Annotated in this window: 20 protein-coding genes; 9 read left to right on the forward strand and 11 right to left on the reverse strand. The window is 59.1% G+C overall.

Annotated features, from left to right (window positions below; translation table 11 throughout):
• Window positions 1-167: 167 nt before the first annotated feature.
• From F8N21_RS09540 to F8N21_RS09560, 5 genes are all read right to left on the reverse strand, one after another.
• Complete coding sequence (locus F8N21_RS09540) at window positions 168-392, reverse strand: hypothetical protein (RefSeq protein ID WP_150641889.1); 225 nt, start codon at window positions 390-392, stop codon at window positions 168-170.
• A 291-nt stretch (window positions 393-683) separates the two neighbouring features.
• Window positions 684-2,063 (reverse strand): heavy metal sensor histidine kinase, encoded by a 1,380-nt coding sequence (locus tag F8N21_RS09545; protein ID WP_150641890.1) that lies wholly within the window; start codon window positions 2,061-2,063, stop codon window positions 684-686.
• Window positions 2,038-2,712 carry a heavy metal response regulator transcription factor gene (locus tag F8N21_RS09550; protein ID WP_150641891.1) on the reverse strand — a complete coding sequence of 225 codons (675 nt, stop codon included), beginning with the start codon at window positions 2,710-2,712 and terminating at the stop codon, window positions 2,038-2,040. The genes F8N21_RS09545 and F8N21_RS09550 overlap by 26 nt, the downstream gene beginning before the upstream one ends.
• Window positions 2,713-2,721: 9 nt before the next feature.
• On the reverse strand, window positions 2,722-5,808 hold the full coding sequence (locus tag F8N21_RS09555) for a multidrug efflux RND transporter permease subunit (protein ID WP_150641892.1): 3,087 nt from the start codon (window positions 5,806-5,808) through the stop codon (window positions 2,722-2,724).
• The gene (locus tag F8N21_RS09560; protein ID WP_150641893.1) at window positions 5,805-6,974 is read right to left on the reverse strand and encodes an efflux RND transporter periplasmic adaptor subunit; all 1,170 of its coding nucleotides are present in this window, start codon (window positions 6,972-6,974) and stop codon (window positions 5,805-5,807) included. Before F8N21_RS09560 ends, F8N21_RS09555 begins: the two co-directional genes overlap by 4 nt.
• A gap of 273 nt (window positions 6,975-7,247) precedes the next feature.
• On the opposite strand from F8N21_RS09560, the gene F8N21_RS09565 reads away from it, so the two are divergent.
• Both F8N21_RS09565 and F8N21_RS09570 read left to right on the forward strand, forming a co-directional pair.
• Entirely contained in the window at window positions 7,248-7,505 is a 258-nt protein-coding gene (locus F8N21_RS09565; protein WP_150641894.1) for a hypothetical protein, read from the forward strand.
• 197 nt (window positions 7,506-7,702) lie between these two features.
• Window positions 7,703-8,887 carry a transporter substrate-binding domain-containing protein gene (locus tag F8N21_RS09570; RefSeq protein ID WP_150641895.1) on the forward strand — a complete coding sequence of 395 codons (1,185 nt, stop codon included), beginning with the start codon at window positions 7,703-7,705 and terminating at the stop codon, window positions 8,885-8,887.
• Window positions 8,888-9,032: 145 nt separating this feature from the next.
• Here the strand turns inward: F8N21_RS09570 and F8N21_RS09575 are convergent, their stop codons facing one another.
• The 5 genes from F8N21_RS09575 to norR all read right to left on the reverse strand — a co-directional run bounded on the left by F8N21_RS09575 (window position 9,033) and on the right by norR (window position 13,626).
• Window positions 9,033-9,782 carry a YkgJ family cysteine cluster protein gene (locus tag F8N21_RS09575; protein WP_150641896.1) on the reverse strand — a complete coding sequence of 250 codons (750 nt, stop codon included), beginning with the start codon at window positions 9,780-9,782 and terminating at the stop codon, window positions 9,033-9,035.
• Window positions 9,783-9,875: 93 nt separating this feature from the next.
• Complete coding sequence (locus F8N21_RS09580; protein WP_150641897.1) at window positions 9,876-10,202, reverse strand: hypothetical protein; 327 nt, start codon at window positions 10,200-10,202, stop codon at window positions 9,876-9,878.
• A 186-nt stretch (window positions 10,203-10,388) separates the two neighbouring features.
• Window positions 10,389-10,871: a GNAT family N-acetyltransferase gene (locus F8N21_RS09585; protein WP_150641898.1), complete on the reverse strand. Its 483-nt coding sequence runs from the start codon at window positions 10,869-10,871 to the stop codon at window positions 10,389-10,391.
• 3 nt (window positions 10,872-10,874) lie between these two features.
• Window positions 10,875-11,777 (reverse strand): chemotaxis protein CheV, encoded by a 903-nt coding sequence (locus tag F8N21_RS09590; protein WP_150641899.1) that lies wholly within the window; start codon window positions 11,775-11,777, stop codon window positions 10,875-10,877.
• Between the two features lie 292 nt (window positions 11,778-12,069).
• Window positions 12,070-13,626 carry a nitric oxide reductase transcriptional regulator NorR gene (gene norR, locus F8N21_RS09600; protein WP_150641900.1) on the reverse strand — a complete coding sequence of 519 codons (1,557 nt, stop codon included), beginning with the start codon at window positions 13,624-13,626 and terminating at the stop codon, window positions 12,070-12,072.
• Between the two features lie 155 nt (window positions 13,627-13,781).
• Between norR and hmpA the strand changes: the two genes are divergently transcribed.
• From hmpA to cyoE, 7 genes are all read left to right on the forward strand, one after another.
• A complete protein-coding gene (hmpA, locus tag F8N21_RS09605) occupies window positions 13,782-14,960 on the forward strand; it encodes an NO-inducible flavohemoprotein (protein WP_150641901.1) in 1,179 nt (392 codons plus the stop codon).
• A gap of 316 nt (window positions 14,961-15,276) precedes the next feature.
• On the forward strand, window positions 15,277-15,786 hold the full coding sequence (locus F8N21_RS09610; protein ID WP_150641902.1) for a disulfide bond formation protein B: 510 nt from the start codon (window positions 15,277-15,279) through the stop codon (window positions 15,784-15,786).
• Window positions 15,787-16,590: 804 nt separating this feature from the next.
• Window positions 16,591-17,535: a ubiquinol oxidase subunit II gene (gene cyoA / locus F8N21_RS09620; protein WP_150641903.1), complete on the forward strand. Its 945-nt coding sequence runs from the start codon at window positions 16,591-16,593 to the stop codon at window positions 17,533-17,535.
• A 3-nt stretch (window positions 17,536-17,538) separates the two neighbouring features.
• Window positions 17,539-19,569: a cytochrome o ubiquinol oxidase subunit I gene (cyoB, locus tag F8N21_RS09625; protein WP_150641904.1), complete on the forward strand. Its 2,031-nt coding sequence runs from the start codon at window positions 17,539-17,541 to the stop codon at window positions 19,567-19,569.
• Between the two features lie 3 nt (window positions 19,570-19,572).
• Entirely contained in the window at window positions 19,573-20,199 is a 627-nt protein-coding gene (locus tag F8N21_RS09630) for a cytochrome o ubiquinol oxidase subunit III (RefSeq protein ID WP_150641905.1), read from the forward strand.
• Entirely contained in the window at window positions 20,200-20,538 is a 339-nt protein-coding gene (cyoD, locus tag F8N21_RS09635; protein WP_150641906.1) for a cytochrome o ubiquinol oxidase subunit IV, read from the forward strand.
• 10 nt (window positions 20,539-20,548) lie between these two features.
• Window positions 20,549-21,436 carry a heme o synthase gene (gene cyoE, locus F8N21_RS09640; protein WP_150641907.1) on the forward strand — a complete coding sequence of 296 codons (888 nt, stop codon included), beginning with the start codon at window positions 20,549-20,551 and terminating at the stop codon, window positions 21,434-21,436.
• 175 nt (window positions 21,437-21,611) lie between these two features.
• Here the strand turns inward: cyoE and F8N21_RS09645 are convergent, their stop codons facing one another.
• The gene (locus F8N21_RS09645; protein ID WP_150641908.1) at window positions 21,612-22,316 is read right to left on the reverse strand and encodes a hypothetical protein; all 705 of its coding nucleotides are present in this window, start codon (window positions 22,314-22,316) and stop codon (window positions 21,612-21,614) included.
• Window positions 22,317-22,354 lie beyond the last annotated feature (38 nt).

Consider the following 22,354-nt stretch of genomic DNA (forward strand, 5'->3'; position numbering starts at 1 on the left):
AATGGCAGTTATTATTGTGTTGAGGGGGTGTTTCTTATTCGGCAGGACCGGGCATTCGAGGTGTTTTTCACCACGAAAAAAAAGCCGCTGAGAGCAGCGGCTTTGAAGACAACTTCTCGGGGGAAAGAGCCCTGAAAGTGTCGAGGGAAATAGAGCGGTAGTACAGATCAGCTATCTATATCAGCCGGCGCTTGCGCTTGATTGACTGAGGTTTGCTGGGGTTTCTCAGCGGTTTTGGTCTTGGCGGTCAGTTCGCTCCGGGACTGTTCCCAGGCGTCGGCACGTGCGGCATTCTGGGCAACGAATGCTGGCGACTCTTCAGCCATGGCGAACGGCGACAGAAACAAGGAAGACAAAACAAAAGCGCTGGCAATACCCATAGTGTTGGACATCTTGAAAACCTTCTTGCAGAGCAAGTGATATTTGGTGTGGCAAAAGTACCGGTCTTGGGCGTGGGGAAAAAGAGCGGATCGCTTAAAGGACTGTTGCGTAAAGGGCAATAGTTGCGACAGGCCGTAGCAGCTGCCGAAGGCTGCGTTCGGCTGCGCAGCGGCCGTAAGATCAGGCACTGCGGTTTTACAGGTTAACCGTGGCGGCATGATTTACGACTGCTGCGCAGCCGAACGCAGGCTTCGCCAGCTGCTACGGGGGAAGGTAAGCCTCCTCACCAGAAGTCCAACCGACTACACCGGCAGATAAATCCCGAAGGTATTCATCCCGTCATCACTGCGCACAAACACATCGCCGCCATGCATCAAGGCAATGGCCTTGACGATTGCCAGGCCCAGCCCATGGTTGGCGCCGCTGTTGCTGCGTGAGGCGTCGACCCGATAGAAGCGTTCGAACAACCGCGACAGGTGTTCGCGGGCAATGGCTTCGCCGGGGTTGGCAACGCCGATGGCGACCTGGTGTTCTTGCATTTCAATCTGTACGCGAATGGTTTGCCCGGGCGCGGTGTGTTGCACGGCGTTGTTCAGCAGGTTGATCAGTGCCCGGCGCAGGTGGGCGATTTCGATCTGCACCTGGGCATCGCCGCTGACCTCGACCTTGACCTGAGCATCTTCGAGGATGAAGTCTAGGTAATCCAGGGTGGTCGCGACTTCATCGGCCAGTGAAGTCGAGGTGAGGGCGGTGGCTTTGCTGCCCTGATCGGCGCTGGCCAGAAACAGCATGTCGTTGATGATCGAGCGCAGCCGCTCCAGCTCTTCGAGGTTCGATTGCAGGACTTCAAAGTAGTGTTCGGCCGAACGTCCGCGAGTCAGTGCAACCTGGGTCTGGCCGATCAGATTGGTCAGCGGCGAGCGCAGTTCGTGGGCCACGTCGGCGTTGAACGACTCCAGGCGCGAGTAGGCTTGTTCCACCCGTTCCAGGGTCGAATTGAAGGCGCTGACGAATTGGTTGAGCTCCGGTGGCAGCGGCGACAGTTGCAGGCGTCCGGAGAGTCGCGGGGGGGCCAGGCGTTGTGCCTCCTGGGACAGTTTGATCAGCGGTTTCAAACCGATCCGCGCCACCCAGTAACCCAGCGCCGAGGCCAGTAGCACGCCGATGATGGCCAGGCTGATCAGGGCGACCAGCAACTGATGCTGGGTCTGGAAGAAGGTTTCGGTATCGATGCCGATCATGAAGCGCAGCGGCGGACGCTGGTCCTTGGCCGGGAACTGGCTGACCAGTACTTTCAACGGGTAGGGCTGGTCTGGCAGTTGCAAGTCGCGCCTACCCAGCGGGCCTTCGGCAAAGGCACGAATCTGCGGGGTCGGGTTGCCATATTCATAGTCAGGATCGCCGCTGATGATCCAGAAGCGGATACGTTTGTCTTCTTCGCCGAGCAACTTGAGTTTGTTGTTGATCTTGACCCAGTGTTCCGGGGTGCCATAACGGCCAACCGTCGATTCCAGCACGCTGTAGCGCGCATCCAGTTCGGCTTCGGGCAGCAGGCCCAGGCCTTTGTCGACTTGTTGATACAGCGCCCAGCCAATCAGCAGGAACACCACTAGCGCCACCAGGGTGAACATACCGCTCAGGCGCAGGGCAATCGAGTTACTCACTGCGGCTCTCCAGCACATAACCCATGCCGCGAATGGTGTGCAGCAGTTTCTCTTCGAACGGCCCATCGAGCTTGGCCCGCAAGCGCTTGATCGCGACTTCGACGACATTCGCATCGCTGTCGAAATTGATGTCCCAGACCATTTCGGCAATGGCGGTTTTCGAGAGGATTTCACCCTGACGCCGGGCCAGCACGCTGAGCAGCGAAAACTCCTTGGCGGTCAGGTCCAGGCGCGTGCCGCCGCGGGTGGCCTTGCGACTGATCAAATCTATCCACAGGTCGGCGATGCTGATCTGCACCGGTTCATGACCGCCGCTGCGGCGGGTCAGCGCTTGCAGGCGCGCGACCAGTTCGAGAAAGGAAAAGGGTTTGCCCAGGTAATCGTCGGCACCGTCGCGCAGGCCCTTGATCCGGTCTTCCACCCGTTCGCGGGCAGTGAGCATGATCACCGGGGTTTGCTTGCGCGCGCGCAAGGCGCGCAGTACGCCAAAACCGTCGAGGCCGGGCAGCATCACATCCAGCACGATCACCGCGTAATCGCTTTCCAGCGCCAGGTGCAGACCTTCGACGCCATCCCGGGCCACGTCCACCGTATAGCCTTGTTCGGTCAAGCCGCGGTGCAGGTAGTCCGCGGTTTTTTCCTCGTCTTCGATGATCAGAACGCGCATGACCCCGCCTCAGTAAGTGGTCGCCAGCACCGGGGCTGGTTTGGGCCGATGGAAGAGCCGCTCAAGCCACAAGTATATGACCGGAGTGGTGAACAACGTCAGCGCCTGGCTCACCAGCAACCCGCCGACCACGGCGATCCCCAGCGGCTGGCGCAGCTCGGCGCCGGTGCCGTAGCCGAGCATCAATGGCAAGGCGCCGAGCAGCGCGGCGAGGGTGGTCATGATGATCGGCCGGAACCGGGTCAAACAGGCCTGGTAGATGGCTTCCTCCGGCGTCAGGCCGCCTTTGCGCTGGGCGTCGAGGGCGAAGTCGATCATCAGGATGCCGTTCTTCTTGACGATCCCGATCAGCAGCACCAGGCCGATCAAGGCCATGATCGAAAAGTCCTGACCGCAGATCCACAGCATGATCAGGGCGCCAAGGCCGGCCGAGGGCAGGGTCGAAATGATCGTCAGGGGATGCACGAAACTCTCGTACAGCACACCCAGAATGATGTAGACCGCCACCAGCGCCGCGAGGATCAGCCAGGGTTGGCTGGCCAGGGAACTCTGGAACGCCTGGGCCGCGCCCTGGAAGGTGCCGATGATCGTGGCCGGCACGCCGATCTCGTTCTTCGCTTGGTTGAGCATGCTGACTGCATCGCCCAGGGCCACGCCCGGCGCGAGGTTGAACGACAGGTTGGCCGCAGGGAACATCCCGTCATGGGCGATGGACAGCGGGCCGACCCTGGGGGGATCGACCCTGGCCAATGCCGACAATGGCACCATCTCGCCACTGAGGGGCGAACGCAGGTAGAAGTAATTCAGACTTTCGGCCTTGCCGCGCTGTTTGGCGTCGAGTTCGAGGATCACGTTGTACTGGTTGGTCTCGGTCTGGAATTCGTTGACCTGGCGTTGGCCGAAGGCATCGTAGAGCGCCTCGTCGACATCGGTGGCGGTCAGGCCAAAACGCGCCGCGGCGCTGCGGTCGATGCTGATGTGGGTGATGCTGCCGCCCAGTTGCAGGTCGTTGGACATATCGCGGAACGCCGGGTTGGCCCGCAGTTTCTCGGTCAGACGCTGGGTCCAGGTGTGGAGGGTCGGTCCGTCGTTGCTTTTGAGCACGTACTGGTACTGGCTGCGGCTCGGTCCGGAGCTGAGGTTGATGTCCTGCCCTGCGCGCAAATACAGGACGATGCCCGGCACCCTGGTCATTTGCGGCCGGATACGGTCGATAAACTCACTGGCCGAGACGTCCCGATCACTGCGGTTCTTCAAGGCAATCCAGAAACGCCCGTTGGCGATGGTCTGGTTGTTGCCGGATACGCCAACCGAATGGGAGAAGGTCTGGACGGCAGGGTCGGCGCCGAGGATTTTCGCCAACTGCTTATGTTTTTCCACCATATCCGGGAAGGAAATATCGGCGGCTGCTTCTGTGGTGCCGAGCACGAAGCCGGTGTCCTGTATTGGAAAGAAGCCTTTGGGGATCGTCACGTAGCCGGCGATCGCCATGGCCAGGGTCAAGCCGAAAAGCCCGAGCATCAGCCGTTGGTGGGCGAGGGCGCGGCGCAGGCCTTTTTCGTAGAGCGCCAGCAAGCGCTCGCCGAAACCGTGGGTGTGGTGCGCCGGCCTGCGCATGAACAGCGCGGCCAGGGTTGGCGCCAGGGTTAGCGACACCACCACCGAAATCAGGATGGTCGAGGTCGCAGTCAGGGCGAATTCCTTGAACAGCCTGCCGACCACGCCGCCCATGAACAGCAAAGGGATAAACGCCGCCACCAGCGAAAAGCTGATGGAGACCACGGTGAAGCCGATCTCGCCGGCCCCCTTGATCGCGGCTTCGCGCATGCCGTCGCCGGCCTCGAGATGGCGATGGATGTTCTCGACCACGACTATCGCATCGTCGACCACAAACCCCACGGAAATCACGATCGCCACCAGGGTCAGGTTGTTCAGGCTGAAGCCCATCACATACATCAGGGCGAAACTGGCAATCAACGACACGCCGAGTACGCTGGCAACGATCAGCGTCGCCGACAGCTGGCGCAGAAACAAAGCCATCACCGCGACCACTAGCAACACGGTGATCAGCAGGGTAATTTCCACTTCATGCAAGGAAGCGCGAATGGTTTTGGTCCGGTCCGAGAGCACAGTCACTTGCACCGAGGCTGGCAGCATCCCTTGCAGGCGCGGCAGTTCGGCCTGAATGCGGTCAACGGTCTCGACGATGTTGGCCCCGGGCTGCCGGAAGATCACCAGATTGAGCCCCGGCTGGTCATTGGACCAGGCTTGCACATAGGCATTCTCGGGGCCGGCGATTACCCGCGCGACATCCTTGAGCAGGACCGGCGCACCGTCCTTGTAGGAGACGATCAGTTGCCCGTATTCCTCGGGGTGGAACAGTTGATCGTTGGTCGACAGGGTGGAAATGCTCGACTGACCGTACAGCGCGCCCTTGGCCAGGTTCAGGCTGGCCTGCTGCAGGGCCACGCGGATGTCGGCCAGGGTCAGGCCGATGGCCGCCAGCTTGTCCGGCGAGGCCTGCACGCGAATGGCCGGGCGTTGCTGGCCGCTGATGTTGATCAGGCCGACTCCGTCGATCTGGCTGATCTGCCGTGCCAGCAAGGTTTCCACGTAGTCGCTGAGTTCGGTGCCTGGCATCTGCGTCGAGCTGATAGCAAGGATCAGCACCGGGCTGTCGGCCGGGTTGACCTTCCGCCAGGTGGGCAGGCTCGGCATATCATTGGGCAATTTGCCGGAGGCCGTGTTGATCGCCGCCTGGACTTCCTGGGCGGCGGTGTCGATGCTTTTGTCGAGGACAAATTGCAGGACCAGGTTGGTCGAACCCAAGGCGCTGCTGGAGGTCATCTGGGACATGCCGGGAATGGCACTGAATTGCACCTCCAGCGGTGTGGCCACCGAGGACGCCATGGTTTCCGGGCTGGCGCCGGGCAGTTGGGCGTTGACCTGAATGGTCGGGAATTCCGCTTCCGGCAACGGTGCGATGGGCAGCTTCGGGAAGGCGATCGCCCCCAGGAGCACCAGGGCAAAGGTCAACAACAGCGTGGCGACCGGATGATCAATGCACCAGGCCGAAATCGAGCCATGGCCTTTCATGGTTGCACCTGCGTCTTCGCCGTTTCAATGACTTGCGGCGGCTCGCTGAGCACCTCGATCCTGGAACCTGCCTTGAGCCGCGACTGGCCGTCACTGACCAGCACATCGCCAGGCTGCACACCGGTAATGATGTTCAGGTTGCTGTTCTGATAGACCATTCGCACTGGCACGATTTCGACGGTATTGGCGTTGACCCGGTAGACGAAATGCTGGTCCAGGCCGCGTTGTACCACTGTCGGCGGTACCACGAGGGCGGCTTTGTCGAGAGCGGTCTGGATCTTGATGGTCACCAGTTGCCCCGGCCAGAGCTTTTGCCCCGGGTTGTTGAATTCGGCCTTGGCGCGAATGGTCCCGGTGTTGGTATTGATCTGGTTGTCGATCAGGGTCAGCTGCCCTTTACCCAGCAGGTCACCGGTTTCGCCATCGGTATCGGCGCCCATGTAGGCACTGACTTCGGCCTGGCGCGGAGCGCCGATCAGCCCTTGCAGGGTCGGCAGCATCTGTTGCGGCAGGGAGAACTCGACGGCGATCGGGTCGATCTGGATGACCGAGAACAGCCCTTGAGCGTCAGCCATGCGCAGGAAGTTGCCTTCATCAACGGAGCGAATGCCGACCCGACCGGTCACCGGCGAGCGAATCTGTGTGTAGGAGAGTTGCACTTGCGCGGCGTCGATGGCGGCCTGATTGCCCTGGGCAGTGGCTTTCAACTGATTGACCAGCGCCTGTTGCTGATCGTAGGTCTGCTTGGAAACGCCATCATCGACACTCAGCAGCTTGTAACGTTTGAGATTGACCTGTGCCACTTGCAGTTGCGCCTGGCTTTCGCCCAATTGCGCGCGGGCCTGATCGAGGCTGGCGCGGATCGAGCGATCGTCGAGGGTGGCCAGCAGATCACCGGCTTTCACCAGCTGACCTTCCTTGACCAATATTTTGGTGAGGATCCCGTCGATCTGCGGACGAATGATCACACTGTGCAGCGACAGCACCGAACCGATACCGCTGACATAACGCGGCACGTCCTGCTCGCTGACTTTGACTACCCGCACTGGAATCGCGCTCGGTGCCGCCACTCTGGCCGTGGCGGGCTTGGTCAGGTACCAGCCGGCAATGGCGGCCAGGAGGATCAGCAAGCCTGCGATCACGATGTTTTTTTTCTGAATGCGCATGCTGTCAGGACGCCAGAGCAAGTGATCAATGGATTGGCCAGTATCAATGACTACTTATAGCCCTCTGACCCGGTCAGCAAAATGACTGCTGACTGACAGCGCTGTCAGTAAGGCTGGATCGCCGCTCAACGGTGCAGATTAAAGCGGCCGCAGAGAATTTTGCAACGGGCGACCGAAGGTGAGCGTGCGGGCACCAGCCGGGCAGGTATACTGCCGCCTTTCGCGGCCCGCCATCCTGGCCCGACTCTTATTTATGCATCACCCGGAGCTTTCATGACTTCCCCTAAACAACCGTCTGCTGCTGACGTTCAGAGCGACGAACAGGCTGAGCTGCAAAACAGCGTCGACTCCAGCGCAGAGACCGAAGACAAGGCCGCTATCCCCGCGTTCAAGTTCCCGTTCAACCCGGGCGAACTGACCGCGGCGAAGAACGCCAACCAACCGTGGTACAAAAACGGCGCCAAGAACGGTCACACCAAGACCCCGGGCGTAGCGCCTCCCGGCACCCGTCGCTCGATGGGCAAGCGCTGATTCGCGCAGTTTTAGCTGACTTTCCCTTGCGGAGCAGTAATCAAGCTGCTCCATTCCAGGCCTCGTCCTACGCCAAGCCCAGATTCTTCCTGTAGAGGGGAAGCGGAGATTGGTTGAAAGTTCATTGCCCGTTCAACGTTGCTCATCCCGGAGGAGGTCGTTGCGGGTTCCATTGATCTTTCTGGAAGGACGCCACGATGATGTCTGGAAAACCCCTGACGACGCTGCTTTTGTCCATGACCCTGGGTGGTCTGTGTTCGCTGGTTGTCGCAGATGAACGGAAATGGGCTGAAATCCTCTTCGGGGTCGAAGCCCTGGTACCACCGTTCGAAAGCCGCAATGCCCAAGGTGAGCTGGTCGGACTGAATATCGAGCTGGGCAACGCCCTGTGCGCCGAACTCGATGCCCGCTGTGTCTGGGTCGATCAGGATTATGCAACCAACATTGCAGCGCTCGAGGCCGGACGTTTCGACGCGATCATGCCGATGAGCGCGACGCCCCAACGCCGGCAGAAAATCGATTTCACCGAGAATCTCTACCCCCTCGGCAGCCGGCTGGTAACCCGCAAAAATATGGTTTTAATGCCTGATGGGCAACTGCTCAAGGGCAAGCGGGTCGGTGTCCTGGCCGGCACCAGCCGGGAAGCCTTTGCTCAGGCTCGGTGGGCTCCGGCCGGAGTACTCATTCAGAGTTTCAAACTCAATGACGAACTGATCGACAGCCTGCTGACGGGCAAGATCGATGCAACTCTGCAAGACACCATCGAGATTTCCGCTGCCTTGCTCGATAGGCCTCAAGGCCATGACTTCGGTTTCTCCGGGCCAGTGATTATCGACGAGCTGCTGGGCAGTGGTGTGGCGATGGGGGTGCGCAAGACCGATCCTGATCTGCGCGATGCCTTGAACAAAGCGCTGGCGCAAGTTAAACAAAATGGCCAGTACGACTCCATTATCAAGCGCTATCTATCTGAGTCGTCCGCCTCTGCGACGGTTGAACCTGTTGCGGCAAACTCATTGCAGTACAGCCCCGAGGGGAAAGGCCTGCCTTTTTCGCAAGCCGTGCGGCTGGGTTCGACGCTGTACCTATCCGGGGTGCTGGGCATCGGTACCAATGAGAAACTGGTGCCCGGGGGCATTCGCGCAGAAATGACCCAGGCCATGAACCTCTTGGGTAAGGCGCTTGAGCGCAACGGTTCTTCCTTTGCTCATGTGGCGAAATGCACGGTCATACTTGCCGATATTGGCGACTTTTCCGCGATGAATGCAGTGTATGTCAGGTATTTCCCTGAGGATCGCCTGCCTGTCCGTACGACGTTCTCTGCCAGAAAATTGTTACTCGATGCCCGCGTCGAAGTGGAATGCCTGGCGGCCATCAAGTCCTGAATTGGCCTGACGACACTGTCATCTGACTTCGCCGCAAGCCCAAACCCACAAGTATTGCGCATGTCACCTGTGGGAGCAGCGGTGCGGCGATCCGACTTGCCCGCGAAGAGACCCGTACAGCCAATGGAAATCTCGAGTTGGGTCTTCAGGCCGCTCGCAACGAGATAAACGCATAATTCACCGGCTCCGCCGTCACCAGCTGAGCCCCGGCCGCTTGCACCTGTTCGGCGATATCGTCTCCCGAAACATGAAACTGCCACTCGCCGGTCGAGCCCGCCAGCACCTGCCCTTCAAGCTGTTCAATGGCCACGGCGAACGCCGACATATCCGGCAGGTAAGCGGTAAACCCGTCACCCTTGAGCGCTGTGGTGCGAATGCCCAGTCGTTCGCAAATGGCTTCCTTGGTCTGGATGTCGTCCCGGTCAGCCTGGCGCGAACGCTGGATCAGATCGGTCAGTTGCCGGTCGACTAACTCGCCACCGACAATCAGCAACGGGCCTTTTTCCCAGGATTGCGACGGGCATTCCTTGGTGGTTGGCTTGAGCGCGATGTGCGGATTGATTTCCATCGGGTAGATGCGACAGACCAAAGGCCGGCGTTCATAGATCCGGCAGAGGTTGTCTTCGTCAAGATTCCGGCAGGGACCGACGTTGTACGCCGCGAAGGTGATTGCCACATACGCCTCGGTCGAACCGCTGGGCACCACGCAGGAGCGTCGCTCGGCATGTTCGCGCTGGGCTACAGGCAGGCCCAGGCCATTACCGAGAAAGCCTTCCACCAGCACGATCACGTTACCGCCGTCCGCCGCCCACTGCCGCGCTTCGGCTAGGGTCAGGGGGACGTGGTGGTCGTGGCAGCACTTGCCGCAACCTACACAGGAAAACATTGTATTCATCGAGCGGGCGGCCGTCATTGATAGGTGTGAGTGGTGACGGGAATACCCACGCAACCACCATGAAGGCCTGTCTGGAAGCAAGTTATGCGCCAGTCATTGGGCTTTGGCGGGAAGGTGGATAGAGTCCCACTCGGTGACATACGCGGTTTTGGTTTTTTTGTTGTACAGACACAGCTCGGTACCGGGTTGACCCTTCATGTGCTTTTGCGGGTACTGGCCGTGCAGCAGTATCGCGCTGTAGCCCACCCGGTCATCGAACTGTGCGATCTTGCCGACCGGTTTGGCGTACTTGAGATGACTGGCCTTGTTACAGCTGGCGAGCACCGCCTTGTCGAAAGACGCCCAGGCGTCGGAGCTGGAGGCGTTGGCCTGGGCGGCGAAAGTGGCCAGGCAGATGAAGGGCAGTGTGAGGGCTTTCATGGCGAGGCTTCCTAGGGGCGTCGTTTGGGCGAAGTGGGAAGTATGCCTGAGGATCTGCTGTGCAGCTGAGGCTGCCAAGATCGCAGCCTGCGGTAGCTCCTACAGGGGATTGTGTCGAGGCGCGCATATCGATGGCCTGACTCGGTCGGTGTAGGAGCTGCCGCAGGCTGCGATCTTTTAGCTGCTTTATGTTGGAACGGGTTCCCTGCGCACCAGTCGCATCCCGACACTGTCATAAAGGCGCCGCGCCCGCTGGTTGTCTTCCAGCACTTTCAGATCGACAAAACCTTCCCGGCGCTGCTGAAACACCGTGAACGCATGCAACAACAATGCTCGACCCAGGCCCCGGCCCCGAGCGCGCGGATGTACCACCAGATCCTTGATATAGGCGCTGGTCCAGCATTGGGCAACGCCGACAAGCCCTTGAGCGTCCGAGGCGATAAAACATAGCGCCGGGTCATACTCGGCATCGGTTTCGAATTGTGCGCGCCAGAGGTCCAGCACCGGCACCTGTCCGCCGCCCTGCTGATAACCGAGTGTCATCAAACCGTGAACCTCCTCGGCCAGCGCCGGGTGGTAAGCGGTCAGGCTGATGCCGCTCGGCCAGATGACCGGTGGCAAAACCTCAGTGAGGTCGCGCCGCAGCAGCAGGCAATAGTCCTTGGCCACGGCTCAAAGACCCTGGGCAGCGACGGCCTTGGCGGCCTCGATCAGGCACTTGGTCAGTTCCGGTGAAGAGAACTTGGTCAGCACCGCGTTGGCCCCGGCCAGGCGGGCTTTCTCGCTGTTCATCGCGCTGTCCAGGGAGGTGTGCAGCAGCACGTAGAGGTGGGCGAAATCCGGAGTCTCGCGCAGGGTGCGGGTGAGGGCGTAACCGTCCATCTCCGACATCTCGATGTCCGAGACAATCAGGTTGATCTGTTGATCAGTACCCTGCAGGTCCAGCAGGCAGTCGATGGCTTCCCTGGCGCTGCGCGCGGTGTGGCATTGCAGGCCGAGGTTGCGCAGGGTGTGTACCGATTGCTGCAGCGCCACCTGGCTGTCATCGACCACCAGAATCCGCGCATTACCCAGCACCTCGGCGTCTTCCATGCTCAGTTCGGTCGGCGCCGTTTCGATGGGTGCAGGCGCGATGCCGTGGATGACTTTCTCGATATCCAGCACTTGCACCAGGGTACCGTCGACCGAGGTCACACCGGTGATGTACGACTTGGCGCCGCCAGCACCGTAGGGCGGAGGACGGATATCGGTGGTCAGGCAATGCACGATCTTGCTCACGGCCTGAACGTGCAAACCCTGCTTGGAGCGGCTGACGTCGGTGACGATCAGGCAGCCACCGTCCGGGTCGACCAACGGCCTTTCACCAATGGCCCGGCTCAGGTCGATCACCGACAGCGAGGCGCCACGCAGGGTGGCGATGCCTTTGACGTGCGGGTGCGACTCCGGCAGCCGGGTCAGGGGCGGGCAGGGGATGATCTCACTGACTTTCAGCAGGTTGATCGCCATCAGCTTGCCGCTGCGCAAGGTAAACAGTAGAAGCGAGAGTGAATCTGCGCGAGCTTTGGTGGAGGACATATGAACCTTCTGTGGAAAAGGTGGTTCGCGGTGCGACACCGTGAACAGCTATCGATAACGGGTTATCGACTTGTTGCGGGCTGGCTTTAGGGTTATTGGCGGTCCGTTAGTCATACGCTGAACCTTGTGGCGAGGGAGCTTGCTCCCGCTGGACCGCGAAGCGGTCCCAAAATCTGCCACTGGGTTTCTTCAGGTACAACTCGCAAGCTGGTTTACGACCGCTGCGCGGCCGAGCGGGGGCAAGCCCCCTCGCCACACAAGCCCTCGCCACAATGATGTGTTCGGCGTGCGATCACTTCATCCCCAACCGCTTGGCCATCCGTCCAAGATTCGCCCTGTCCAGGCCTAGCTCACGGGCGGCGCTTGCCCAGTTGTGCTGATGGCGCTCAAGGCAGGCAGTGATCAGCTGGCGCTGGTAGTTCTCGGTGGCCTGGCGCAGATCCCCGGCGACGTCGAGCATAACCTCGGGAGCACCGGCAGGTACTGGTGCGGGCACCTGCACCGTGACATTCGGCAAATCCAGATCCGCCGCACTGAGGCTGAGAATCTTCGGTCGCTCCTTGCAATTGCCCAGCGCCTTCAGCGAACTGCGACCAATCAAGTGTTCGAGTTCACGGACATTCCCCGGCCAGGCATAAGCCAGCAGCGCCGTCTGGGCATCGCTGGTCAGGCGCAAGCTGTTAAGGCCCATGCGCGAGCGGTTCTGCTCCAGGAAGAAACCGCTGAGCAGCAATACATCCCGACCGCGATCGCGCAGCGCCGGGACCAGCAGCGGATAAACGCTCAGGCGATGGTAGAAATCGGCCCGGTAGCGACCGCTGCGCACTTCTTCGGCCAGATCGCGGTTGGTCGCGGCGATCAGGCGCACATCGACCTGATGCTCCTTGTCCGAGCCCAGGCGTTGTAACTGGCCGCTTTGCAGAACCCGTAGCAACTTGGCCTGCACCGTCAGGGATAACTCGCCGACCTCATCGAGAAACAGCGTGCCGCCGTTGGCCAGTTCGAACTTGCCGCGGCGGTCGTTCATCGCCCCGGTGAAGGCGCCGCGCACATGGCCGAACAGTTCGCTTTCCACCAGGGTCTCTGGCAGGGCGGCGCAGTTGAGGCTGATGATCGGTTTGTCGGCGCGTGCCGAGGCGGCATGAATCGCCTGAGCCACCAGCTCCTTGCCGACCCCGGTTTCACCGGTGATCAGCACCGTCAGATCGCTGCCGCCGACCAGCTTGATCTCTTCGATCAGGCGTTTGTGGGTTTTGCTTTGGCCGATCATTTCGCGGTTTTGCTGGCCGCTGGCCTGGCGGTAGACCTCGGCCCGTTGATGTTCGTCTTCAACGCGCAGGGCCAGGCGCTCGATGCGCTCGGCGGCATTCACCGTTGCGGCGGCGAGGCTGGCGAAGGCCTGCAGGGCATCCAGTTCGATGGGTTCGCGACGCTGTGGGTCCAGCGCATCGAGGGTCAGCAGACCCCAGGGACGTTCATCGATAAACAGCGGGCAACCCATGCAGTCGTGGACTTCCAGGTGTTCGTCGAGGCCGTCCACCAACCCGTCATAGGGATCGGGCAAGCTGCTGTCACTGGCGAAACGGGTCGGTCCCGGGGTGCTGAGCAAAGCCGCGAAGCGCGGATGTTCGCTGACCTTGAAACGGCGGCCCAGGGTGTCCGGGCTGAGGCCGTCCACCGCCAGGGGGACCAGCCATTCTCCGTCGAGCCGCAGCAAAGCGGCGGCGTCGCAGGGCAGCAGTTCGCGCATGGCTTCGAGCAGGCGTCGATAGCGCTCACCCTCCGGCAACTCACGGGACAGGTCGGAAACCAGGGGGAGCAGGGTGGTGAGCAGGGATTTCGCAGTCATATTGACTCCATGTGGTCAGGATGACTATAGATAATGGTTGTCGATATGACTACACATTTATCAAGCAATTGATTTATATGGCTTTAATTGTTGGCACGAATACTGATACGTAAGGGGCAATCAGCTAGTTATCATAAAAGCTCAGGAGACACTCTATGCTTAGCGTTCAAGACCGTGCCATCGTCAAATCGACCGTCCCGCTGCTGGAAAGTGGTGGTGAAGCGTTGATCACTCACTTCTATCGCATGATGCTTTCCGAATACCCTGAAGTGCGCCCACTGTTCAACCAGGCCCACCAGAGCAGCGGCGATCAGCCGCGGGCACTGGCCAATGGCGTATTGATGTATGCGCGGCATATCGACCAGCTGGACCAGCTTGGCGATCTGGTGGCGAAGATCATCAACAAGCACGTTGCCCTGCAAATTCTTCCTGAACACTACCCGATTGTCGGCAGCTGTCTGTTGCGGGCCATCTCTGAAGTACTTGGCAGCGAAATTGCCACTCCTGAAGTCATGAGTGCCTGGGGCGCGGCCTATAACCAGTTGGCCGAGATCCTGATCGGTGCCGAAACCGCGATCTACGACCAGAAGGCCCAGGCACCGGGCGGCTGGCGCGGTGAGCGGGCGTTCAAACTGGTTGCGCGGGTCGAGGAGAGTTCGGAAATTACCTCCTTTTACTTTGAACCGGCGGACAAAGGCCCGATTCTCGCGGCGGAACCTGGCCAGTACATCGGCATGAAGCTTGTGCTTGAGGGTGAAGAAATTCGTCGTAACTATTCGTTGTCGGCCCTGGCAGATGCCGGTCAATACCGCATCAGCGTCAAGCGCGAAGACGGTGGCCGTGCCTCGAACTTCCTGCACGACCAGTTGCATGTCGGCGCGAGCATCATGCTGTTTCCACCGGCCGGCGAGTTCACCCTGACTGCCAGCGACAAGCCGCTGGTGCTGATCAGCGGCGGAGTCGGTATCACGCCGACCTTGCCGATGCTGGAAGCGGCACTGGCGAGCAAGCGCCCGGTGCACTTCATTCACTGCGCGCGTAATGGTGGCGTTCACGCCTTCCGGGATTGGGTCGATGGCCTCGCCGAGCGTCACCCGCAACTCAAGCGCTTCTACTGCTACGCCGAAGATGACGGCGTCAGCCCGGCGGCGGACCAGGTTGGGCTGTTGAGCGAGGAGCAGCTTGCCGATTGGCTGCCTGAAGAGCGCGATCTTGACGCCTATTTCCTCGGTCCCAAAGGATTTATGGGCGCGGTCAAACGTCACCTCAAGGCGTTGGGCGTTCCGGAGAAGCAAAGCCGTTATGAGTTCTTCGGCCCGGCTGCTGCCTTGTAGGAGCGAGCTTGCTCGCGAAGGACGTTAACGATAACGCGTGTTTTTCTGAGTAAACTCGCCTCCCTTGAGTCCATCGCGAGCAAGCCCGCTCCCACATTATTAGCACTGCGTCGTACACAGAATTTGTGTCTGGACGCGGTCAAGTGTGGGAGCGGGCTTGCTCGCGATAGCGTCATCCGCTTCAACACACCTCTCCAGCTTAATCCCCCGTTAATGCCCCTGCCCGTTAATTCCCTCCTGTTAAACCACCACACTGCCGTCGCGCGGTAAACTAGCCTATCGATGACTACCACCACTTCAGCAAAGGGATACGGGGATGATTGACGAAACACTGCGTTTGGGACGCGAGCGACGATTCCTGGTCTTGCTCGGCCTGATCTGCCTGGCGCTGATCGGCGGCGCGCTGTACATGCAGGTGGCATTGGGCGAGGCGCCTTGCCCGCTGTGTATTCTGCAGCGCTATGCCCTGTTGCTGATCGCGATCTTCGCTTTTATCGGTGCGGCAATGCGCAGCCGACGCAGCATTACCGTGCTCGAAGGGCTGGTGGTGCTCAGCGCCATCGCCGGTGCCGCGGTCGCCGGGCATCACGTGTATACCCAGTTCTACCCGACGGTCAGTTGCGGTATCGATGTGCTGCAGCCAATCGTTGATAGCCTGCCATTGGCGTCGGTCTTCCCGCTGGGCTTTCAGGTCGACGGTTTCTGTTCGACGCCTTACCCGCCGGTGCTGGGCCTGTCCCTGGCGCAGTGGGCGCTGGTGGCCTTTGTACTGACTATCGTGCTGGTGCCGTTGGGCGTTTCCCGCAACCGCAGGAGCATCCGTTAAGCCTCATCGGTGAGTGACATCAAAACGCCCCGGGTCCTCCTTGTGAGGGCCGGGGCGTTTTGCATTTCAGGGAATTGGAAAAAGAACATGATTTGGCGCAAGGAAATGCGCTGCACATGTGCGACACGTTGTCACATGCAAGGTGTGGCAAAACATTTCCCCAGCTTGAATCCGTGCTTCAGGATTGAGCTGATTGGCGGCGCAACACAGTCTATTTTCCAATAGTCGCAAAGTCCCATCATGCAGATTTAACAGATTCCGGCGAATCGCCTGAGGCCTTGGTTCAATTGGCCTTCGGACGGATCAAGAAACCATTGGTAAGAAAAAAACTGTCTGAAATGAGCAGCTTAGGCCTACATTTCTCGAGGTTATTATTGAGAATGAAAATTGATACGCTTTTTCGCTGCTGCAATAATATTTAGCGATTGTTGCCGAATCCGATATTAATTATTTCGAGATGAGACATGGTTTCTGAAACGTTACATATCTACAATCGCCGGCACTGAATTTCCGACGCTGCTCATCCCTGGGCATACGAGTGCGGTCGAGGAGCGATTTGCTTGCTCCATAGGACCCCAGGTGTCGGCACCTTCCAGCTTTCCGCACCAAATGGAATTGGTCTGTAAAAAGGCCTTTGACCCAGAATTCGAATAAGACTCACCGCTAGCCCGGGATTTGTCGATCAGCGCTCAGCGCTTCGGGCAGGCCCTTATTCAATCCAAGAAAAATGCCAACCCTTGGCAGGGTGAAGTGTTGGCGATCAAAACCCAACTGCATTGCGCAAGCTGCTTTAGAGGTCGTGAGATGAGTAAAAACAGGTACCCCAGATTCCTAGGCTTATTGCCGCTGCTCGGCACGTTGTTGCTGAGTGGTTGCAACATGACCTTGCTCGATCCCAAGGGCCAGGTCGGCCTGGACGAGCGAAACCTGATCATCACCGCAACGCTGCTGATGCTGTTGGTCGTCGTACCGGTCATCTTCATGACCTTCCTGTTCGCCTGGAAATACCGCGCTTCCAACAAAGATGCCGTCTATACCCCGAAGTGGTCGCACTCCACCAAGATCGAAATCGCGATCTGGACCATTCCGGTGCTGATCATCATTGCCCTGGGCTACATCACCTACGAGTCGACCCACGCACTGGACCCGTATCGTCCGCTGGAGTCCGACGTCAAGCCGATCACCATCGAAGTGGTCGCCATGGACTGGAAGTGGCTGTTCATCTACCCGGAACAGGGCATCGCCACCGTCAACAAGATCGTGTTCCCGGCTAACACGCCGATCAACTTCAAGGTCACCTCCGACACTGTGATGAACTCGTTCTTCATCCCGGGCCTGGGCGGCCAGATCTACGCGATGGCGGGCATGCAGACCAAGCTGCACCTGATTGCCAACCAGAACGCCGAACTCGACGGTATCTCCGCCAACTACAGCGGCGCGGGTTTCACTGGCATGAAGTTCAAAGCAATCGCCACCTCTCAGGCGGATTTCGATGCCTGGGTCAGTGATGTCAAGAAGGCACCTAAACAGCTTGAAAAAGCTGAATACGAAGCCCTTTCCAAACCAAGCCAGAACAACCCTGTCGAGCTCTACTCCTCGTTCACGCCGAACCTGTTCCAGACCATCGTCGATAAGTACGAAGGCATGAAACCGGGCAAGCCGATGCACCACGAGAAGAAAGACAAAGCAGTGGCCCATATGGAAGGGATGGACATGAGTTCGCATTCAGCTGCCGGGGCAGAGGAGTAATCGATGTTAGGTAAATTAAGTTGGGAAGCGGTCCCGTTCCACGAGCCGATCGTGATGGTGACCATTGCCATGATCGCGCTCGGTGGTCTGGCGGTATTTGCTGCAATCACCTACTTCAAGAAGTGGACCTATCTGTGGACCGAGTGGCTGACTTCGGTCGATCACAAAAAAATCGGCGTGATGTACATAGTCGTCGCCATGATCATGCTGCTGCGTGGTTTTGCCGACGCCATCATGATGCGTACCCAGTTGGCCATGGCCACCGAAGGTTCACCTGGCTACCTGCCACCTGAACACTATGACCAGATCTTCACCGCTCACGGTGTGATCATGATCATCTTCATGGCGATGCCTTTCTTCACCGGCCTGATGAACCTTGCAGTGCCGCTGCAGATCGGCGCGCGTGACGTGGCCTACCCGTTCCTCAACTCCCTGAGCTTCTGGTTGCTGGTGTCCGGCGTGGTGCTGATCAACCTGTCCCTGGGCGTTGGCGAATTCGCCAAGACTGGCTGGGTTGCCTATCCGCCGCTGTCGGGGCTGCAATACAGTCCGGGCGTCGGGATGGATTACTACATCTGGGCGCTACAGCTATCCGGGCTAGGTACGACGCTGACGGGGGTCAACTTCCTGGCCACCGTGCTGAAAATGCGTACCCCGGGCATGAAGCTGATGGACATGCCGATCTTCACCTGGACCTGCACCTGGGCCAACGTCCTGATCGTGGCTTCGTTCCCGATCCTGACCGCTACTCTGGCACTGCTGACGCTTGACCGTTACATGGATTTCCACATTTTCACCAATGAACTTGGTGGCAATCCGATGATGTACGTCAACCTGTTCTGGGCCTGGGGTCACCCCGAGGTGTACATCCTGATTCTGCCGGCGTTCGGGATCTTCTCCGAAGTCATCTCGACCTTCACCGGCAAGAAACTGTTCGGCCACCACTCGATGATCTACGCCAGCGGCGCGATCTCGATCCTCGGCTTCATGGTCTGGCTGCACCACTTCTTCACCATGGGTTCGGGTGCCAGCGTCAACGCCTTCTTTGGTCTGGCGACGATGCTGATTTCGATCCCGACGGGGGTGAAGCTATTCAACTGGCTGTTCACCATCTACCAGGGCCGTCTGCGTTTCACCAGTCAGGTGCTGTGGACCCTGGGCTTCATGGTGACCTTCGCCATCGGCGGCATGACCGGCGTACTGCTGGCCATCCCGGGTGCCGACTTCGTACTGCACAACAGCCTGTTCGTGATCGCTCACTTCCACAACGTGATCATTGGCGGCGCGGTATTCGGTTACATCGCCGGCTTCAGCTTCTACTTCCCTAAAGCGTTCGGCTTCAAGCTGCACGAAGGTTGGGGCAAGGCAGCGTTCTGGTTCTGGATCACCGGCTTCTTCGTTGCGTTCATGCCGCTCTATGTCCTGGGCTTCATGGGCATGACCCGTCGTCTGAACTCCAGCACCAACCCTGAGTGGGTGCCTTACCTGTACGTTGCGTTGTTCGGTGCGGTCATGATCGCCATCGGTATCGCCTGCCAGCTGATCCAGCTCTACGTCAGTGTGCGTGATCGCAAGTTGCCGCAGAACGCGTGCGAACACGGCGACCCGTGGAATGCTCACACGCTGGAATGGTCGACCTCGTCGCCACCACCGTTCTACAACTTTGCCGTGTTGCCGAAAGCCGACTGCATCGACCCGTTCACCGAGGCCAAGGAAAACGGTACTGCGTACAAGGCGCCAAACCGTTACGAACCGATCCACATGCCAAACAACACCGCGACCGGTGTGGTCATGGGGGCTCTGTTGACGGTGTTCGGTTTCGCGATGATCTGGCACATCTGGTGGCTGGCCATCTTCGGTCTGGTCGGCACTGTTGTGTACTTCGTGATCCACGCTGCTCGTGATGACCAGGGCTACATGGTGCCGGTTGAAACAATCGAACGCATCGAAGCCGAGCAGCACAAGCGTCTGGTAGCGGCCAAAGCGATTCCGGCCACCGCCACCCGTGTTGAAACCTCGTTGGAACAGGCTTAAACCATGTCGAACTTAGTGACCAATGTTGGACACGCCCATGGTCTGGACCATGGGCACGATGACCACCACCACGACTCGGGCGAGATAACCGTATTCGGTTTCTGGCTCTACCTGATGACCGACTGCATTCTGTTTGCGTCGATCTTCGCGGTGTACGCGGTACTGGTTAACAACGTAGCGGGTGGTCCGTCGGGCCACGACATCTTCGAGCTGCCGTACGTGCTGGGCGAAACCGCTCTGCTGCTGTTCAGTTCGATCACTTACGGCTTCGCCATGCTGGCGTTGTTCAAGGGCAAGAAGAACCAGGTATTGGGCTGGCTGGGCATGACTTTCCTGTTCGGCGCCGGCTTTATCGGCATGGAGATCAACGAGTTCCACGTACTGATCGCCGAAGGCTTCGGCCCTAGCCGTAGCGGCTTCCTGTCCGGGTTCTTCACCTTGGTCGGGACCCACGGTCTGCACGTGACCAGCGGTCTGATCTGGATGGCGATCATGATGTATCAGGTGCAGAAAAACGGCCTGACGGCGACCAACAAAACCCGTTTGAGCTGCCTGAGCCTGTTCTGGCACTTCCTGGACGTTGTGTGGATCTGCGTATTCACGGTTGTTTATCTGATGGGGACTATGTAAATGGCTAACGCAGCACATTCCCACGCTGGCCATGACGCCGGCCACGGCAGCGTCAAGTCCTACGCTATCGGCTTCATCCTGTCGGTGATCCTGACCGTCATTCCGTTCGGCCTGGTGATGTACCCGTCGCTGCCCAAAGACGTGACCCTGTGGATCGTCCTGGCCTTCGCCGTGATCCAGGTGCTGGTGCACCTGGTGTACTTCCTCCATCTGGACCGCTCCGCCGCCCAGCGTAACAACGTGATCGCGTTTGTCTTCGCTGCCCTGGTGATCGTCCTGTTGGTCGGCCTGTCGTTGTGGATCATGTTCAGCATCCACTCCAACATGATGGCGCACTGAGGAACTCCGGATGTCCTTTAAGCACTTTATCCAAATCACCAAACCGGGGATCATTTTCGGTAACGTGCTTTCAGTGGCAGGCGGGTTCTTCCTGGCCTCGAAAGGGCATGTCGACATCGCCATTTTCCTGGCCGCGATGATCGGTACTTCGCTGGTGGTGGCATCCGGTTGCGTGTTCAACAACTGCATCGACCGCGACATCGACCTGAAGATGGAACGCACCAAAAACCGCGTGCTGGTCCAGGGCCTGATCTCCCTGAAACTGGCACTAGCTTTTGCAACCGTCCTGGGTGTTTTCGGCGTTGCACTGTTGTACAAGGTGGCCAACCCGTTGGCCGCTTTGTTCGCGGTGATCGGTTTTGTCATCTACGTCGGCTTCTACAGCCTGTACCTCAAGCGCAAGTCGGTTCACGGCACGCTGGTGGGCAGCCTGTCGGGGGCTATGCCTCCGGTGATTGGCTACGTGGCTGTGACGAACAGCTTCGACATGGCCGCGCTGACGTTGTTGGTGATGTTCAGCCTGTGGCAGATGCCGCATTCCTACGCCATCGCGATCTTCCGCTTCAACGATTACCTGGCCGCATCGATCCCGGTGCTGCCGGTGAAGCGCGGGATTGAAGTGGCGAAGAAGCACATCCTGCTCTACATCCTGGCGTTCCTCATCGCGACCTTGATGCTGACCTTCAGCGGCTACGCCGGCATGAGCTACCTCGCCGTCGCCGCCGCCATGGGCATGTACTGGCTGTACATGGCCTGGACCGGCTACAAGGCAGTGGATGACCGAGTCTGGGCGCGCAAGCTGTTCGTGTTCTCGATCTTCACCATCACCGCTTTGAGCGTGATGATGTCCCTGGACTTCCAAGTGCCGAGTGAGCTACTGCTGACGTACGCGCCTTGAGTGTCTGACGCTGTAAAAAAAGCCCCGCCTTCGATGTGAAGAGCGGGGCTTTTTTTAGGTCGCTAAAAGCAGAAGATCGCAGCCTGCGGCAGCTCCTACAGGACCGCGTGTTCCTGCAATTTCACAGGTGTACTCGGTCGGCGTAGGAGCTGCCGCAGGCTGCGATCTTTTGATGTTACTGCGCAGCGATGCTGTAACCGTCGAACGCGCTCTGCTGCTGCAGGGCTGCGATGATACTTTTGCGGGTAACCGGCTGTTCGGTGCCTTCGTTGTCGATGAAAGTCTCGGTTTCCAGCTCGGCCTGATCACCTTCGCCGATGAACGCAAAGCCGAGGAATTCGAAGGCTTCACGGTCTACGTTCGGCTTGGAGCGGGGCGTGCGCAGGGGCAGGGTGACGCTCATGCCGTCCTTGCTGATGGAGAACACTTCGACTTCTTTCTTGGCGCGAGCGGTTTTGGTTTTGCCGCCGGCTGGATCCTTCACCGCCTGGTGGGTGTGGTTCAGCACTTTTAGCGCCAGGCCGTACACCAACTCCTGGAATTCAGGGTCGTCCTTGAAGCAGGAAAGGATCCGGCTGATGGAGAATTTCGTGCTCAAGTCCTCCAGCGCGGCGCTGTCGGCGGCCTCTGCGTCTTTGAGCTGTTTCAGCTCGCCCATCAGGTCGTAGGCTTTGTCGTCGTCAAACTGGTCATGGGCGTGGCGAATCGCATTGCGTAACTCACGAATCTGGTCGCTTTCCTTCGATGTGTGGAAAGCATCGAGCACCATTTCACTGATGGTCTTGGCCTGCGGCACATGCTGCGAAAGATTGATGGCGTTTTCGTATTCGGCTTTGGACGACAAGCTGATTACGGATTCATCGGTGTTGGAATCAGGCATTGAAATTTCACTACTTCGTTTAACAGGGTTTGAGACAG

Source organism: Pseudomonas fluorescens (assembly GCF_902497895.1).
Lineage (GTDB): Bacteria > Pseudomonadota > Gammaproteobacteria > Pseudomonadales > Pseudomonadaceae > Aquipseudomonas > Aquipseudomonas fluorescens_BP.

What these genes read in the sequence shown, in the direction of transcription:
- F8N21_RS09540 (WP_150641889.1), bottom strand. Translation starts at nt 392, where the DNA reads ATGTCCAACACTATGGGTATTGCCAGCGCTTTTGTTTTGTCTTCCTTG.
- F8N21_RS09545 (WP_150641890.1), bottom strand. Translation starts at nt 2,063, where the DNA reads ATGTGCTGGAGAGCCGCAGTGAGTAACTCGATTGCCCTGCGCCTGAGC.
- F8N21_RS09550 (WP_150641891.1), bottom strand. Translation starts at nt 2,712, where the DNA reads ATGCGCGTTCTGATCATCGAAGACGAGGAAAAAACCGCGGACTACCTG.
- F8N21_RS09555 (WP_150641892.1), bottom strand. Translation starts at nt 5,808, where the DNA reads ATGAAAGGCCATGGCTCGATTTCGGCCTGGTGCATTGATCATCCGGTC.
- F8N21_RS09560 (WP_150641893.1), bottom strand. Translation starts at nt 6,974, where the DNA reads ATGCGCATTCAGAAAAAAAACATCGTGATCGCAGGCTTGCTGATCCTC.
- F8N21_RS09565 (WP_150641894.1), top strand. Translation starts at nt 7,248, where the DNA reads ATGACTTCCCCTAAACAACCGTCTGCTGCTGACGTTCAGAGCGACGAA.
- F8N21_RS09570 (WP_150641895.1), top strand. Translation starts at nt 7,703, where the DNA reads ATGATGTCTGGAAAACCCCTGACGACGCTGCTTTTGTCCATGACCCTG.
- F8N21_RS09575 (WP_150641896.1), bottom strand. Translation starts at nt 9,782, where the DNA reads ATGAATACAATGTTTTCCTGTGTAGGTTGCGGCAAGTGCTGCCACGAC.
- F8N21_RS09580 (WP_150641897.1), bottom strand. Translation starts at nt 10,202, where the DNA reads ATGAAAGCCCTCACACTGCCCTTCATCTGCCTGGCCACTTTCGCCGCC.
- F8N21_RS09590 (WP_150641899.1), bottom strand. Translation starts at nt 11,777, where the DNA reads ATGTCCTCCACCAAAGCTCGCGCAGATTCACTCTCGCTTCTACTGTTT.
- norR (WP_150641900.1), bottom strand. Translation starts at nt 13,626, where the DNA reads ATGACTGCGAAATCCCTGCTCACCACCCTGCTCCCCCTGGTTTCCGAC.
- hmpA (WP_150641901.1), top strand. Translation starts at nt 13,782, where the DNA reads ATGCTTAGCGTTCAAGACCGTGCCATCGTCAAATCGACCGTCCCGCTG.
- F8N21_RS09610 (WP_150641902.1), top strand. Translation starts at nt 15,277, where the DNA reads ATGATTGACGAAACACTGCGTTTGGGACGCGAGCGACGATTCCTGGTC.
- cyoA (WP_150641903.1), top strand. Translation starts at nt 16,591, where the DNA reads ATGAGTAAAAACAGGTACCCCAGATTCCTAGGCTTATTGCCGCTGCTC.
- cyoB (WP_150641904.1), top strand. Translation starts at nt 17,539, where the DNA reads ATGTTAGGTAAATTAAGTTGGGAAGCGGTCCCGTTCCACGAGCCGATC.
- F8N21_RS09630 (WP_150641905.1), top strand. Translation starts at nt 19,573, where the DNA reads ATGTCGAACTTAGTGACCAATGTTGGACACGCCCATGGTCTGGACCAT.
- cyoD (WP_150641906.1), top strand. Translation starts at nt 20,200, where the DNA reads ATGGCTAACGCAGCACATTCCCACGCTGGCCATGACGCCGGCCACGGC.
- cyoE (WP_150641907.1), top strand. Translation starts at nt 20,549, where the DNA reads ATGTCCTTTAAGCACTTTATCCAAATCACCAAACCGGGGATCATTTTC.
- F8N21_RS09645 (WP_150641908.1), bottom strand. Translation starts at nt 22,316, where the DNA reads ATGCCTGATTCCAACACCGATGAATCCGTAATCAGCTTGTCGTCCAAA.